Annotated in this window: 11 protein-coding genes and 1 pseudogene; 5 read left to right on the forward strand and 7 right to left on the reverse strand. The window is 69.4% G+C overall.

What is annotated here, in order from left to right; translation table 11 throughout:
• The 3 genes and pseudogenes from NET02_RS03135 to NET02_RS03145 all read left to right on the forward strand — a co-directional run.
• Positions 1-1,020, forward strand: a pseudogene (locus NET02_RS03135) (glycosyl hydrolase); the annotation flags it as partial.
• Positions 1,021-1,324: 304 nt separating this feature from the next.
• Positions 1,325-1,942 (forward strand): DUF4352 domain-containing protein, encoded by a 618-nt coding sequence (locus NET02_RS03140; protein ID WP_284055917.1) that lies wholly within the window; start codon positions 1,325-1,327, stop codon positions 1,940-1,942.
• Between the two features lie 129 nt (positions 1,943-2,071).
• The gene (locus NET02_RS03145; RefSeq protein WP_284055918.1) at positions 2,072-2,419 is read left to right on the forward strand and encodes a hypothetical protein; all 348 of its coding nucleotides are present in this window, start codon (positions 2,072-2,074) and stop codon (positions 2,417-2,419) included.
• A 689-nt stretch (positions 2,420-3,108) separates the two neighbouring features.
• Here the strand turns inward: NET02_RS03145 and NET02_RS03150 are convergent.
• Positions 3,109-3,474, reverse strand: a complete 366-nt coding sequence (locus tag NET02_RS03150; RefSeq protein WP_284055919.1) for a hypothetical protein — start codon at positions 3,472-3,474, stop codon at positions 3,109-3,111.
• Between the two features lie 79 nt (positions 3,475-3,553).
• The gene (locus NET02_RS03155; protein WP_284055920.1) at positions 3,554-5,248 is read right to left on the reverse strand and encodes a M48 family metallopeptidase; all 1,695 of its coding nucleotides are present in this window, start codon (positions 5,246-5,248) and stop codon (positions 3,554-3,556) included.
• Between the two features lie 373 nt (positions 5,249-5,621).
• Between NET02_RS03155 and NET02_RS03160 the strand changes: the two genes are divergently transcribed.
• On the forward strand, positions 5,622-6,899 hold the full coding sequence (locus NET02_RS03160; protein WP_284055921.1) for a hydroxyacid-oxoacid transhydrogenase: 1,278 nt from the start codon (positions 5,622-5,624) through the stop codon (positions 6,897-6,899).
• A 254-nt stretch (positions 6,900-7,153) separates the two neighbouring features.
• Here the strand turns inward: NET02_RS03160 and NET02_RS03165 are convergent, their stop codons facing one another.
• From NET02_RS03165 to NET02_RS03185, 5 genes are all read right to left on the reverse strand, one after another.
• On the reverse strand, positions 7,154-7,483 hold the full coding sequence (locus tag NET02_RS03165; protein ID WP_284055922.1) for a hypothetical protein: 330 nt from the start codon (positions 7,481-7,483) through the stop codon (positions 7,154-7,156).
• Entirely contained in the window at positions 7,461-7,772 is a 312-nt protein-coding gene (locus NET02_RS03170; protein ID WP_284055923.1) for a hypothetical protein, read from the reverse strand. Before NET02_RS03170 ends, NET02_RS03165 begins: the two co-directional genes overlap by 23 nt.
• 348 nt (positions 7,773-8,120) lie before the next feature.
• Positions 8,121-8,984, reverse strand: a complete 864-nt coding sequence (locus tag NET02_RS03175; RefSeq protein WP_284055924.1) for an EamA family transporter — start codon at positions 8,982-8,984, stop codon at positions 8,121-8,123.
• A gap of 28 nt (positions 8,985-9,012) precedes the next feature.
• Positions 9,013-10,911: a S9 family peptidase gene (locus tag NET02_RS03180; protein ID WP_284055925.1), complete on the reverse strand. Its 1,899-nt coding sequence runs from the start codon at positions 10,909-10,911 to the stop codon at positions 9,013-9,015.
• 222 nt (positions 10,912-11,133) lie between these two features.
• Positions 11,134-11,913, reverse strand: a complete 780-nt coding sequence (locus tag NET02_RS03185; RefSeq protein ID WP_284055926.1) for a hypothetical protein — start codon at positions 11,911-11,913, stop codon at positions 11,134-11,136.
• A 283-nt stretch (positions 11,914-12,196) separates the two neighbouring features.
• Between NET02_RS03185 and NET02_RS03190 the strand changes: the two genes are divergently transcribed.
• Complete coding sequence (locus NET02_RS03190; protein ID WP_284055927.1) at positions 12,197-13,981, forward strand: M28 family peptidase; 1,785 nt, start codon at positions 12,197-12,199, stop codon at positions 13,979-13,981.
• Positions 13,982-14,030: the final 49 nt, after the last annotated feature.

Raw genomic sequence — 14,030 nt, forward strand, 5'->3', positions numbered from 1 at the left:
CTCTACCAGCCCCGCCCCACCGTGCGGATGAAGGTCTACCACGGTTTCGGCAGCAGCGTCTCGGGAACGGTCAACTACCGCTGGGCCGGCCCGCTGGTCTATGCGGCCTGGGTCGAAGAGCTGCCCACCGCGGTGACCGAGGAGCGTCCGCTCGATGCGGGGAAGAACCCGCCGGACGGCGTGATCGTCACCTACTACCTTCGCGAGCGGCCGGAAGGGGAGGTCAGGCTGACTTTCCTCGACATGGCTGGCAACGAGCTGCGCAGCTTCTCCAGCGAGAAGCCGGCGGATCCGTTGCCGGAGCTGCCGAAGGAGAAGAAGCCGAAGGAGGAGCCCCGGCTGGAGAAGGAAGCCGGCTTCCACCAGTTCGTCTGGGATCTCCGAGTAGCCGGCGCCCGCCGGGTCGTCGGCGACAAGAGCTACGAGGAGTATCTGGCCGGGCCGCGGGTCGTACCCGGCGCCTATCAGGTGCGGCTGACCGTCGGCGAGCAGTCCTGGACGCAGGCGTTCGACGTGCGTCGCGATCCGCGGATCGAGGCGACCGAGGAAGACCTGCGGGAGCAGTTCGACCTGCTGCTGCGGATCCGCGACAAGGTGTCGGAGGCGCACGACGCGATCAACCAGATCCGCAGTGTACGCCAGCAGCTCGGGGAGTGGCGGAAGCGGATCGAGGCGCAGGACGGCCGGACGGAGCTGATCGAGGCGGCGGGGGAGCTGGAGAAGAAGCTGGTCGAGATCGAGGAGGAGCTGATCCAGCCGAAGATGGACGATCCCCGGCAGTTCCCCTGGAAGCTGGCGGCCCGGCTAGCGGCGCTGACCAGCTTCGTCGAGAGTGCCGACAGCCGCCCGACGCAGGGGGAGCGCGAGGTGTACGCCACGCTGGCCGGAGCGATCGACGAGCAGCTCAGTCGCCTGCGCGAGCTACTGGCGACCGAGCTGGCGGAGCTGAACCGCCGGTTGGCCGCGGCCGGCGTGCCAGCCATCGTGCCGCGCACCGCTCTCGTGCCGGCCGGAGGATGATCTCTCCAGTCCTTCTCCAGTGACACGATACCGTTCTTGAAAGCCCCGGCGCCGGACAAGGGTGCCGGGGCTTCACTCCTTAAAAGCGTGCCTGGTCGGCACCACAGGCACGCCCCGGCACACGCTTCCCTGGCCCGCGTTACCGGATCGGGCGGGTCGATAGCAACCTGCGTGACGTGCTCCAGGGTGGGAACCCCTGCCTTCCCGTCACAGCACTATCGTCAGGAGTAGGACCGGTAGGCCGTGCCTGTGCCTGGTCCAGAGCATCGATGAGCGGGGTGGGATCGTGGTAAGGAGGTCTACGATGAAGTGGCTCATGACGGCCTTCAGAGGCGTGCTCGCGACCTGCGTCATGATCAGCGTCGTGGTCCTGACCGCTGGCTGCGAGACGACCAGCAGCCAGCCGGCTGTCACGCCGTCTGGCGGAACCAGCGGGGCGGTCCGGCCAACGAGTACCCCTACAGTGGCGGCCAGCCCGACTAAGCCCTGGGGCACGAGCAAGGAAGATGTGCACGTGCCGCTGGCCGAGGGGCAGACCGCGGAAGTGACTTCGGGCGACCAAACCTACCGCGTGACGCTCGTCAAGATTGTCGACGGCGCGACCTCGTCGAATATGTTCCAGGCGCCTGCTGAGGGGAAGAAGTACCTGCTCTTCCAGGTTATTGTGGAGAATGCTGGTACCAGCGCGCTGCATCTTATCGGCAGCGAGTGGGCGCTCCGCGACAAGAACAACTTCGATTACGACCCGGTCTTCGCACCGGTCGGCTTCACCGAGGGGGAAGCGCTGGCCGGTGAGGTCGGTCCTGGCGGCAAGCAGCAGGGGATCGTTGTCTTCGAGATCCCGCAGGACGCGCAGCCGCTCTTCCTGAAGTTCGACCCGAACATGTTCACCTCCGGCGAGATTTACTTCGATGCGGAGTAGCGCCAACTGGGCACGTGGAGGGACCGGTGAAGAGCTCAGCCCGTCCGGGAACGGGCGCGGGCGGCAGTCGCGAGTCCGGAGAGTACAGCTCTTCTCTCTGAGACAAAGGTGTGAGAGGAGGTCGACTAGATGCGCATCGCGGCGCTCATCCTCGGCATCGTCGGTGGAGTGCTCGGGATCGTCGCCGGGATCTTCGCGATGACAGTCGGCGGGATCGGGGCGGCCTTCGCGGCGGAGGGCGCCGGCACGGTCACCTGGCTCGGCTTCGCTGCCATCCTGCTCGGCGTGCTCGGCATCGCCGGTGGAGGCGTGGCCCTGCGCTACCCACGCGCGAGCGCGCTCATGCAGCTCATCGCCGGCCTCGGCGGGTTCATCGCGGTATCGCTGTTCTGGATCCCGGCGGGCCTGTGCCTGCTGGCCGGCGCGCTGCTCGCCTTCCTCGGGCGGCGCCCGGCCAGCCCTGTCGCGGCTGCCTGAGGCCTACGCGGGGCTGACCCAAACGCTGCGCGAGGGCTTCCGCCCCTGCGGGCCGAGCTGGGACACCGGTGTGCACCAGCACGCCCATGGCTTCGCTCGGCTCTAGGCTCGGCGGGCGCAGAGGTTGCCCAGGGCATATCGCTAAGAGGCGATCACTCGCGTCCTTTCACCTGCGGTGCGACTCTCCAAGCCTGTCGGGCGCGGGTATGCATCCAAGCGCTCATCGACCCTCACCCGCTTCCCCTCTCGCACGGCCCGTGCGAGGGAACGCCACCCGGCGCGAGTGGTGAGAGAGCAGTGCGCTCGGGTACTGGAGAGGCGACCCGCCGGTCGCCCCTACCCACCGGTAGGGGGTGAATGATCATTGGCCCCTACAGCCATACAGGCGGAGCTCGCCCGCGCCCCTCGGCTCTCCCGAACCTTCGGGAGAGAGCACCTGCCGGTAGGACCGGCCCTGCTTTCGCATGCGGGAATCGGGGTGGTGATGCCGGGGTGAGGGCGGCCAGCGGAGACCTGGCTCGCAGCCGGCTTGTGAGGGGGAGGAAGTCCTCTTTCAGGGGGCTTGCGGACTGAGCGCGGTGCTTCAGCGCCGTGCAGGGTCGGCGTGCGCGTTGCGAGCGGGCGCAAGCTGTTGACTCTGAGCAGGCGACCTCGTTGCCGGGGCGCATGGGCGTGTTCGGTCCGGTCGATCAGTCCTCGCCTTGGTCCCTCCACCGATCCATCGATTCCAGCCAATGGCGCTGGCGCTCCAGCGCGCGCAGCCGGTAGGGGACCAGCTCCGGAGCGTTGTCGAGCGCGCGTTGGAGGTTCGGGTCAGCCGTGCCGGTCAGCGTCTTCACATCGAGGCAGCGGTTCGTGTACGCCATGTCCGCGGCCGGCGTGAGCCGCGCCCGGCTGGCCTCGACCCGCTCCAGGCACTCCACCGCCAGCCGCACCACGCGCTCTTCCTCGCTCTCGACCAGGCGAGGCGCGATCGCCACGAAGGTTGCGACCAGCGCCAGCGCAGTTACGCCAGTGGCTACAGCCGTGGCTGTGATCATGCTGGCACGCCTCATGCGCGTGCTCCTCTTCTTCTACTCGGGTTGAGCTGCATACCCTCGGGCTGCGCTCCCGGCGGTGTGACCACGCGGCGGGTCAGGCTGCCTGTCCCGGCCCCGGGTGACCGGCCGAGCGCTCCGCCTGCGCCGCCTGGAGCACGGCCGGGAGGTCGAACAGGACGAACGCGGTCAGCGCGGTGATCGCGCCCTCGAGCCGGTCGGCGTCCCGCAGCAGCCGGCTGGCCGGCTCGAGCGGGCCGGGGATGTCGCGGGTCTCAGCGATCACCGGCCGCCCGCCGAGCGTCAGCGTCCCTCTCCGGACTGGTCGCAACGAGGCCCGCACCCTGGCCCACCCCTCGTCGAATGGCACGCCGAGCGCCTCCAGCCGTGCCGCCAGCGGCGGGTGGCTGTCGACCGGGTGGGGCTGCGTCTGGGCGGCGAGCCAGGACGGCGCCGACTGGCTGCGTGCCAGATCCGCGGCCTCGGAGGTGGTGATCGCGCTCATCCGGGGCACCGGCTCGTTCATGGTCTCGGCGATCTCGGCTAGCTCGGAGAAGTCCTCGCCGCTCTCGGTGGCAACCTCCCATCGGCGCCGGGCCGCGAGATACTGCGTGTTCCACTGGCGGAGGCGGTGCAGGTAGGCGGGCCAGACGTATCCGGCCAGGTGGACCTTGATCAGCGCCGTCGCGATCGCCAGCGAACTTGCCACCCGAGCCGCCGTGCGGTCGGCCACCAGCTCGCGCTGCCGCGAGCGCTCGGCCGCGGCCACCTCGAAGGCGGCGACCGCATAGCCGAGCACCGGGATGGCCGGTAGCACTGCGATCGAGCGCGGGTTCTCTTCGAGGCTGCCGACCGCGTTGCCGAGCGCCTGCAGCGCCCCGCGGTAGAGCGGGTAGAAGCGGCGACTGAAGGCGGTGTCTTCACCGTGGAAGTGGGCGAACTCGTGGGCCAGCACCGCGCGGAGCTCGTCGCGCTCCAGCACCGCGAGCAGGGGCAGCGAGAGGTAGAGCAGGCGGCCGTGGCTCTGCCCGCCGGGGTAGCTCACCGGCACCTCGGTCACGTAGCAGTTCGGCTCGGCCCCGAGCAGGATCGTGCGCGGTGGCTCGGTGCCCACCACGCGCGCCACCTCGCGGGCCAGCTCCCAGAGCCCCGGCTGGTCTTCGGGGGTGACCGCCACCGCCAGTTCGGTCACCTTCACCGGCTGGAAGACCTGGAGCACCCCAGCTCCGACGGCCAGCGTGGCGACCAGGCCGGAGAGGCCGATCCCGGCCAGGATGAAGGGGTGAAACCGCTCGATGAAGACGACTTCGAGCAGGTAGAGCACCACTACCAGGTTCGCGCTCTGGATCAGGAGCAACCCGACCAGCCCGAGCGCGACCAGTACCAAGGAGAGCCGGAAGAGGCCGAGCAGCTTCCGGTGGTCGCGTCGCGCCGCGCCCCCGGCCCAGGCCACGAACGCCAGCAGGGCTACCCCGCCGGCGCCAGTGAGCACGCTGCCGAGCTGGCTCAGCTCAGCCAGGTTGAAGTGCGAGCAGAAGTCTTCGCTGCTCACCTCGGGCTGGTCGCAGAACGATTCCAGCCGGACGAGCTCCCACTCCTCCGCCGTCAGCCGGCCGTACTCGGCCTCCACGGCGTCCCGCCAGGCCCCGTTCATCCGCGCCTCGACGATCCAGGCTCCGACCCAGAGCGCGACCGGGAGGATCAGCACGATGACCGCTGCTCCCAGCCACGGCAGCCCGGCCTCGCTCTCCCCCTGCGCCCCACCCTTCGACGACGGTGTCCCCCCAGCCATGCGGATCCCCCTCTCGCTGCGCGTGCAGCCTCCGGCGAGCCACAGCCTAACCCCTAGCGGGGAAGACAGGGGTTCCCGCCGGTGACTGGGTGGTAGGCGATTGTATGATGCGGGGCCGCCTGAGCCGGTGGCGGGTTGGCGCGCAGAGGTACCAGGCTCGCCGGTGACTACCTGGCGCTGAGCCAGGACTCTCCCGGTGACACGCGGGTGCTGCCCAGGGCTGCTGCCCGCCCACGGGTCGCCACCGGCCGCCTGGCGTGAGAGCCGCTGGAGAGCGCGGTGCGCCGCGCGGGGAGGCTAGCGGGCGGCGTGAGTGCGTGTTTCAATGCTGGTGCCGGCTTCTCTTTGCCAGCGCGGTCGAAAGGAGCGAGGCATGCAGTTCGAGACGACCTTCACGATGGACACCTCCAGCATCAAATACGGCCCCGGCGCGACCCGCGAGGTCGGCCACGACATGCGCCAGCTCGGCGCGCGGCGCGTCATGGTCGTCACCGATCCCCGCCTGGCCCACAGCGAGCCGGTCGAGATCACGCTGGCCTCCCTGCGCGAGCAGGGGATCGACGCCGTCCTCTTCGACCAGGTGCGCGTCGAGCCGACCGACCTCTCTTTCAAGGAGGCGATCCGCTTCGCCACCGAGGGCCGCTTCGACGGCTTCGTCGCCGTCGGCGGCGGCTCGAGCATCGACACGATGAAGGCGGCGAACCTCTACTCTACCTACCCGGCCGATTTCCTGGCCTACGTCAACCCACCGATCGGCGAGGGGCGGCCGGTACCCGGTCCGCTCAAGCCGATGATCGCTATCCCAACGACCGCCGGCACCGGTAGCGAGACCACCGGCGTGGCGATCTTCGACTTGACCGAGATGCACGCCAAGACCGGCATCCGGCATCGCGCGCTCAGGCCGCACCTCGGCATCCTCGACCCGGAAAACACCCGTACCATGCCGCGCATGGTGGCCGCCTGCTCCGGTCTCGACGTCCTCAGCCACGCCCTGGAGTCGTTCACTGCCCTGCCGTACTACCGGCGCCCGGCGCCCGAGCGCCCGGAGCTGCGGCCGGCCTACCAAGGCGCCAACCCGATCAGCGATATCTGGGCCGCCCAGGCGATCCGGATGGTCTCGGCACACATCGTGCGGGCTGTGGAAGACCCGGACGACGACGAGGCGCGGAGCCAGATGATCCTCGCCGCTGCGATGGCCGGCGTCGGCTTCGGCAACGCCGGCGTCCACCTGCCGCACGGGATGTCCTACCCAGTCTCCGGCATGGTGCGCGACTACGTGGCCGAGGGCTACCCGCCCGACCACCCGCTGGTGCCCCACGGCATGTCGGTCATCCTCAACGCCCCCGCCGTCTTCCGCTGGACGGCCTCCGCCGACCCGGCGCGGCACCTCCAGGCGGCCGAGCTGATGGGCGTCGATGTGCGCGGAGCCGCCCCTGAGGATGCGGGCACGATCCTGGCCGACGCCATTATCCGGATCATGCAGCGGCTGGGGATACCGAACGGCTTGAGCGCAATCGGCTACACGCCGGACGATATCGACGCGCTGGTGGCGGGTACGCTGCCGCAGCGTGCCGTGATCGGCCTCTCGCCGCGGCCGGTGACCGCCGACGACCTCAGGGCGATCTTCCTCGATGCCATGCGCTACTGGTGAGCGCCGGGCCTGATGCTCGGCAACGGCAGCGAACGCGTCGAGGTCCCGCCGGCTTCATCGGGCTCAGCCGCTTGCCGAGGTGGTCTGGACCGAGTCTATGCAGGTGAACGAACGCGCCGCCGATCTCGTCCCGAGGTAACGCCTGATCGCCAGCGAATGTGAGCGTGCAATCCTCGCGCTGCTGCTCTCCAACAGCGCTTCTCTCTCATCGGGGTCGAATGCAGGTACAGATGGTGAGGGGGAAGCCGCTGTACTCAGGCAACCTGCTCGGGGTGCTTGCGCACCTGAGAGCCCTCATCAAGATGCCACCACCAATTCTGTCTCGGGATATTCGCCTTGCGCTGCGGATGGAACAGGTCAGGGAAGCGACGGACGAGGACCTCGCTTGCCCGGATCAGGGCCGCATCAGCCTCGGCGAGCAGATGCGAGGTTTCCGGTGAGGGCGTCTCGCCGGCGTGCAGCCGTTCCTCGATGGCATCGCGCCAGTTGAGGGCACCCTCGACTTCCAGCTCGTCCTCGTATGTCATGAGTGCTGCGGCCATCGCCGCATACACGCGTACCTCAAAGTCCAAGCCGTTTGGCACGTTCCGTCACCTCCACCGCTGCGAGGTGTCGCTTCCACCAGAGATCGACATCTCGTAACGGAAATACCGTGCGAATGAGACCCGCACGAGTGACCACGGCAAGTGTAGCAACTTTACCCTGCACCTGATAGGTGAAGATATAGGACACCATGCCGCTTCGCTCTAGCTCGGTAAACAATCGGTTCCATGAGTGGAGGACAACACGGCTGCAGTCGTCCAGCTCTGTCGGCGTCAGTGGCGCGCCGAGAATCTCGGTGAAGTCACGGGCGTGGCGTTTGGCATGCTCCACGAGGCTAGGAGCACGCCACCGGGACTGCTGATGGCGACGAACTTCATCCGCGAACTCCGTGTCGCTCGTTCGCCGCAATTGTTCAACTCGCCGCAGCCGGCGATCTTCTGGCCCATTTCCACCTTCAGCACTACCCTGAGAATGACCTCTGCCTGTACGTCTCATGCTGGTTTCTCGCCTGCCTGCGACGCGGCCACTCGTGATCCCCTCATTCCGGCTAGCGCTCCTCTCGGCGTCGACAATCGCACCGCAGATCCTGCTTGGAACCGGCCCCTGCCAGACCGGAATTCCGCTACAACCCGGCTGAACTCGGGCATTGGCTGCCAGCGGTCTAGGCCGCTCGCCTGGCTAGCCGAGTGCCAGGGCGATGATGCCCAGCACCATGCCGCTCGCGGCCAGCAGGCGCCGGTGAGCGTTCCCCTCATCGAGCAGGTGCGCGCCCATCGCCGTGCCGATCAGGATGCTGATCTCCCGAGCCGGGGCCACGTAGCTCACCGGCGTGAAGCGCATGGCGGTAAGGACCAGGATATACGCCAGCGGGGTGAGGATCGCCACTCCCAGCACCGGCAGCCGGTGATCGCGCCACAGCGCCTGCACCTCGTCCCAGCGCCGCGCGGCGATCGGCGTCAGCAGCAGCGAGCGAGCGACCGCCGTAGACCAGTCGAGCACGACCGGCGGGATCGCCAGCGCGCTCACCGCGTGCTTGTCCCACAGCGTGTAGGTCGCGATCAGCGTGCCGGTCAGCAGGCCGAAGACGACCGCGCCGTCGGCAGACAGCGGGCGCCGGAGCAGCCGGGCGCCGCCGGTCAGCAGGAAGATGCTGCCGATGATGAGCGCCGCACCCGCGAGGGCGAGCGGGCTGGGGCGCTCACCGAAGAGCGCGATGGCGCCGAGCGTCGAGAGCATCGGCCCGGTACCACGGGCCAGCGGGTAGACCAGCGAGAGGTCGCCGACCCGGTAGCCCTGCTGGAGCAGCAGGAAATACGCGATGTGCAGCAGCGCGCTGCCGACGATGAACACGAGCTGGGGTAATCCCAGCTCGGGCCGCTGCCAGAGGATGATCCCGATGGCCAGCGGGCCATAGATTAGGGCTCCGAGCGTCCCGAACAGCCAGATGAAGGGCGCTCCGCTCCCGACGCGCTTGGCCAGGAGGTTCCAGGTCGCGTGGCAGAAGGCCGCCGCCAGGATGAGGCCGAGGGCGAAGAGCGTCATGGGCCACCGCCTCCTCGGGCCTGGCGACTCACTCCGCGAGCCAGCGCTCGTACCAGGCGACGATGCGCCGCAGCAGGTCGAGCTGGTGAGCCCGCTCGTGGAAGGCGTGCTTCTGCCGCGGGTAGAGGACGAGCTCTGTCGGCACCCCGGCCTCGCGCAGGCCGAGATAGAGCTCCAGGCCTTGGCCAGGCGGCACCCGCTGGTCGGCCTCCCCATGGACGATCAGCGTCGGGGTCTTGATCCGCCCGAGGTAGCGGACAGGCGAGCGCTCCCAGTACACGTCCGGCTGCTCGTGGAGCGGGCCGGGGAAGCGATCCTCGTTGAGCGGGCGGATATCGGTCGTGCCGACCTTGCTGGCCCAGTTGGTCACGGCGGCGCCGCAGACGGCGGCCCGGAAGCGGTCGGTGTGCCCGATCAGCCAGGCGGTGAGGAAGCCGCCGTAGCTCCAGCCGCCGACGCCCAGCCGGTTCGGGTCGGCCACTCCCTGGGCCACGCACCAGTCGACCCCGCGCAGCACGTCGTCGGCGTCGCCGCCACCGAGGTCGTTGCGGTTGGCGGCGGTGAATGCAGCTCCCCGGCCGGTGCTCCCGCGCGGGTTGGGCAGCAGCACGGCGAAGCCGGCCCCGGCCAGCACCTGTCCCCAATCGTGCCAGGTGGCGTGGAAGGTGGCGCCCCAGACCGCGCTCGGCCCGCCGTGGATGTCGACTACCAGCGGCAGGCGCTCTCCCGGGCGAGAGCCGGGTGGGGTGAGCACCCAGCCCTGGATGGCGAGGCCGTCGCTCGCCTGCCACTCGACCGGCTCCATCGGCGCGAGCTCCACCCCCGCGAGCTGCGGGTTGAGTTCCGTAAGGCAGCGTAGCCCCTCGGCCCACTGTCCGGCCCAGACCTCCGGCGGGCTGAGCGGCGACTGCCGAATCAGCCCCAGCGTCCGCCGGTCGAGGCTCAAGCTGGCTAGCGGGGTCACCCAGCCGCCGGCTGGCACCGGCTCCAGGGGGCATGAGGTACCGGTCTCGACTTCGTAGCGATCGAACCGGGTCCAGAGCCCAGCGGCCGAGAGGATCAGCAGCGTGCGCTCTCCCAGCCAGCCTGCCCAGAGCGGCGTGGTCTCGCCAGGGTCGAGGGTGCTGACGTGGCCGCGCGACAGATCGAGGAGGATCACCCGCTGGTCGTCGGGGTGGCCTGGGAGTATGCCGACGATCGCCAGCCGGCGTCCGTCCGGTGACCAGGCCAGCGAGGCGGGGAGCCGGGCCAGCCGCAACAGCTCGCGCTCGGCCCGCGTGCTCGCGTCGAGCAGGATCACGCGCGTCTGGTCGGGCGTCGAGTCCAGCAGGTCGCTCGGTGACACGACAGCGGCCAGCTCGTGGCCGGTCGGAGACCAGGCGTAGTCCCAGACGTGGCCGGCGGCTGGGCCGAGAACGCTCGGCGGCCCGCCGTCGAGCGGTACCCGGACGATGACCCGTGGCCGGGGTAGCAGGCTAGCGACCCGGACGTCGACCGGTGGATCCTCCGCCCCGGCCAGGATTAGGCGGTCGACGGTCACGGTGACGGCGCGGCCATCCGGGATCCAGGCGGGGAGGTCGACGCCGCGGCGAAAGCTGGTCAACCGCTGGGCTGTCCCGCCCTCGGACGGGATGATCCAGAGCTGGTGGGCACGGTCCGGTTGCGCGCGCTGCTCGCGGTCGGAGAGGAAGGCGATCAGCCGGCCATCGGGGGACCAGCGCGGCGCCCGGTCTTCTGCGTCGCCGGCCGTAAGCTGGCGCGGCTCGTTCGTCCCGTCGACCTGGCGCCACCAGAGCGATGACGCTGGTGCCGGCTGAGCGTGGCCGATCGGCGCGGTGACCCAGGCGACCCGGCTGCCATCGGGCGAAACCTGCACGTCGCCGGGTACCTGCAAGCTGACTGCGAGCTCGGGCGTATAGCGTCGCACGCCGCCTCCTTCCTCTCTCGCGCACGCGGCGGAACGTCGCCCTACTTTCCCCCAGCCGCTCGCAGGCGGCAACCCCCTCGGGGGGATCCTCGCCACAACCTCCGGGAGGCGCTGCTGAGGAATCCGGTTCGCATGTCGAGAGTGAGGGGGCCGCGCTTGTGGCAAAGCGCGCGTCGCGTGCCGGGCACCCGCGGGGAGAAGTGCAGGGGGCGATGGACTGGCCTAGAACCCGCCGTCTCGGCCGATGGCCTGGATCTCGTCGACGATCAGGCGCAGCTCGGTCGACCGGGCGTGCATGCGGACGATCGGCTCGCCCTCGGGGTCGAGGAACAGGATGTCGACGTGGTCGTTGGCCTCGATCAGTTCCGAGCCGCTGTAGTCGAGCTCGACGGTCAGGACCGGTGTGATCCGGTCGCTCTGGTGTGCCGGCTCACCGGGCGGCGCGTGCGTGAGCGCGTAGCGGAGGTGGCCCAGGAGATCGGTGAGCGCGCCGCGCTCGTTCGGCTCGGTGCCGAGGTAGAGGGCCAGGTCGATGCGGCCGTCGCTGACGTGCAGGTAGTAGCCGTCCTCGGCGTGCTCCAGCGCGATATCCTGCGGGAACCAGAGGTCGTAGATCACGAGGGGACGGACTTCGGCCTCGTCTTCCTCGTCCTGGTCCTCTTCGATCGCTTCGCCGGAGGAGAAGACGGCGGCTCCCTGCCCCTGGAGCAGGGAGAAGTGCGCGAGGCCGTAGAGATAGAGTGTCTCCGCCAGGTGCGAGCGAACCGGAGCCGTGAACAGGCCAGGGAACTCGTCTTCGAGCAGCCGCTCGAGGGAGCGGAGCATCCGCTCGTACTCCGGGCGCCCGCGCAGCTCGCGGTGGACGAAGCGCCGCGCCTCCTGGAACGCCGCGCGGAGCTCGCCATCGATCGCGTCACCGGACTGCTCGGCGAGAAAACGCTGGATGGCCTCGAACAGGTCATCCTCGGCCGATTGGCCGTCACGGACGGGTTCGTCTGACACGGCTGGACTCCTGAGTCACCACGGGCGGCGTGGCCAGCATCGATGACTAATTGTGGCATGACCGCGGTAACCCGTCTAGCCAGGTAGGCAAGAGAACGCCTGCGACTGCGGGACGATGTGCGGCTGAGCGCGCTCGCGGTCCCGGGCGTCGGGTTGGGCAGCGCGCTGCGGGCCGCGCTGCGCTTTCGCTGGGAGTAGACCGTATGGACTAGCGAGCCTCTCCAGGCTGGGATACGATACCGTGCCGGTGGAAAACGGAGAGACGCACCAGGCGGAGGGAGCGATGCAGGCGCACACGAGGTGGCGTGATCCAGAGACCGAGCGTGTCGTGCTCGACGCGATCGATATCGAGGAGCCCTGGGCGCTGCTCGAGCGCTTCAATACCCTGGTCCGGCTCTCTGGTAGTCAGGATGAGGCCGAAGCCGTCGCCTATCTCACCGGCCGACTCGATGCCTGGGGGGTGCCCTATCGTGTCCATCACCCGGTCTGCCTGATCAGCATCCCGGTGCGAGCCACGCTCCGCGTGGTGAGCCCGAGCCCGCGTCCTATCCGGGCCAAGACGCTCTCCTTCTCCCCCTCCACCGACGGCGCTGAGATCACCGGCGAGCTGGTCTACGTCCCCTCCGCGCACGCCCGGGGTGTAGCCGAACTGCTCGGCGCTGCTCGGCCGCAGATCGAGCAGGACCTGCGCGGCAAGGTCGTCCTCACCGAGGGGCTGGGACTGGCCGCCCGCGGCCTCGATCTGGCGAAGACCGGCGCGATCGGCGCCATCTTCATCAACCCAGGCGACTACATCCACGAGGGGATCGCGACCACCTCCTGGGGCTCGCCCGACCTCGACTCGCTCGGCCGGGTACCCCCGGTGCCCATCCTGGCCATCAGCCGGCCCGACGGCGAGTCGCTCAAGGCCGAGCTCGCGCGCGGGTCAGTGCAGGTGGCCTTCTCGACCACGGTCGATACCGGCTGGCGGCCGATCCCGGTGGTGGTCGCCGAGATCCCGGGCACCCAGGCAGCCGATGAGTTCGTGCTCTTCCACGGTCACCTCGACTCCTGGCACGTCGGCATCGGCGACAACGCGACCGGAGACGCCACACTGCTCGAGATCGCCCGCGTCTTCTGGCAGCACCGCGACCGGTTGCGCCGCACGCTGCGCATCGCCTGGTGGTCGGGGCACTCGCACGGGCGCTATGCCGGCTCGACCTGGTATGCCGACACCTTTGCCCAGGACCTGATGCCTAACTGCATCGCGCACGTCAACTGCGACTCTCCCGGCTGCCGCTGGGCGACCGAGTATCGCGACGTAGCCTGGATGGCCGAGGCGGGCGAACTGGTGCGCGCAACCATCCGCGACGTGACTGGCCAGGAGGCGACCGGTTCCCGGCCACTGCGCGCGGGCGACTGTTCCTTCAACAACTTGGGCCTCACGACCTACTTCATGCTCTCCTCGACCATGCCCGAAGCGTTGATCCGGGAAAAGGGCTACTACCCGGTCGGCGGTTGTGGTGGCAACATCCAGTGGCATACCGAGGACGATACCCTCGAGATCGCCGATCGCGACAACCTACTGCGCGACATGCGCGTCTACGCCGCGGTGCTGCTGCGCACGCTCAACGCGCCGGTGCATCCGTTCGACTACCGGGCTACCGTGCGCGAGATCGAGGGCTATCTCCAGCGCTACCAGGAGGCGGCCGGTGACGCGTTCGACTTCCGGCCCGCGCTCCAGGCGGCCGGCAACCTGCTGACCACCCTCGACCGCTTCTATGAGCTCGTCGAGAGCCTGCTCGACCGCGAGGTCGACGACCCCGAGGTGCGCCGGGTGAACGCGGCCCAGCGCGCGCTGGCCCGGCACCTGGTGCCGCTGGGCTATGTACGGGCCGGACGGTTCCGCCACGACCCGGCGCAGCAGATCCCGCCGCTCCCGGAGATCGCGCCGGCTACTGAGCTGGGGCAGGTTCCGGCGGGCAGCGATCGCTGGCACACCCTGCGCACGCATCTGGCGCGCGGGCAGAACTACGTCGTCTGGAGCCTGCGCCAAGCGCACCGGCGCATCGCCGAGATCCTGCCCTAGCCCGCTCGACCCTGGCGACCGCTGCCTGGCTTACCGGAGCGTCGGCCCG

This window comes from Thermalbibacter longus (assembly GCF_023806485.1).
GTDB lineage: Bacteria > Chloroflexota > Chloroflexia > Thermomicrobiales > Thermomicrobiaceae > Thermalbibacter > Thermalbibacter longus.

Coding starts and splice junctions, on each gene's coding strand:
- NET02_RS03175 (WP_284055924.1), bottom strand. CDS start 8,984: ATGACGCTCTTCGCCCTCGGCCTCATCCTGGCGGCGGCCTTCTGCCAC.
- NET02_RS03160 (WP_284055921.1), top strand. CDS start 5,622: ATGCAGTTCGAGACGACCTTCACGATGGACACCTCCAGCATCAAATAC.
- NET02_RS03150 (WP_284055919.1), bottom strand. CDS start 3,474: ATGAGGCGTGCCAGCATGATCACAGCCACGGCTGTAGCCACTGGCGTA.
- NET02_RS03190 (WP_284055927.1), top strand. CDS start 12,197: ATGCAGGCGCACACGAGGTGGCGTGATCCAGAGACCGAGCGTGTCGTG.
- NET02_RS03140 (WP_284055917.1), top strand. CDS start 1,325: ATGAAGTGGCTCATGACGGCCTTCAGAGGCGTGCTCGCGACCTGCGTC.
- NET02_RS03155 (WP_284055920.1), bottom strand. CDS start 5,248: ATGGCTGGGGGGACACCGTCGTCGAAGGGTGGGGCGCAGGGGGAGAGC.
- NET02_RS03145 (WP_284055918.1), top strand. CDS start 2,072: ATGCGCATCGCGGCGCTCATCCTCGGCATCGTCGGTGGAGTGCTCGGG.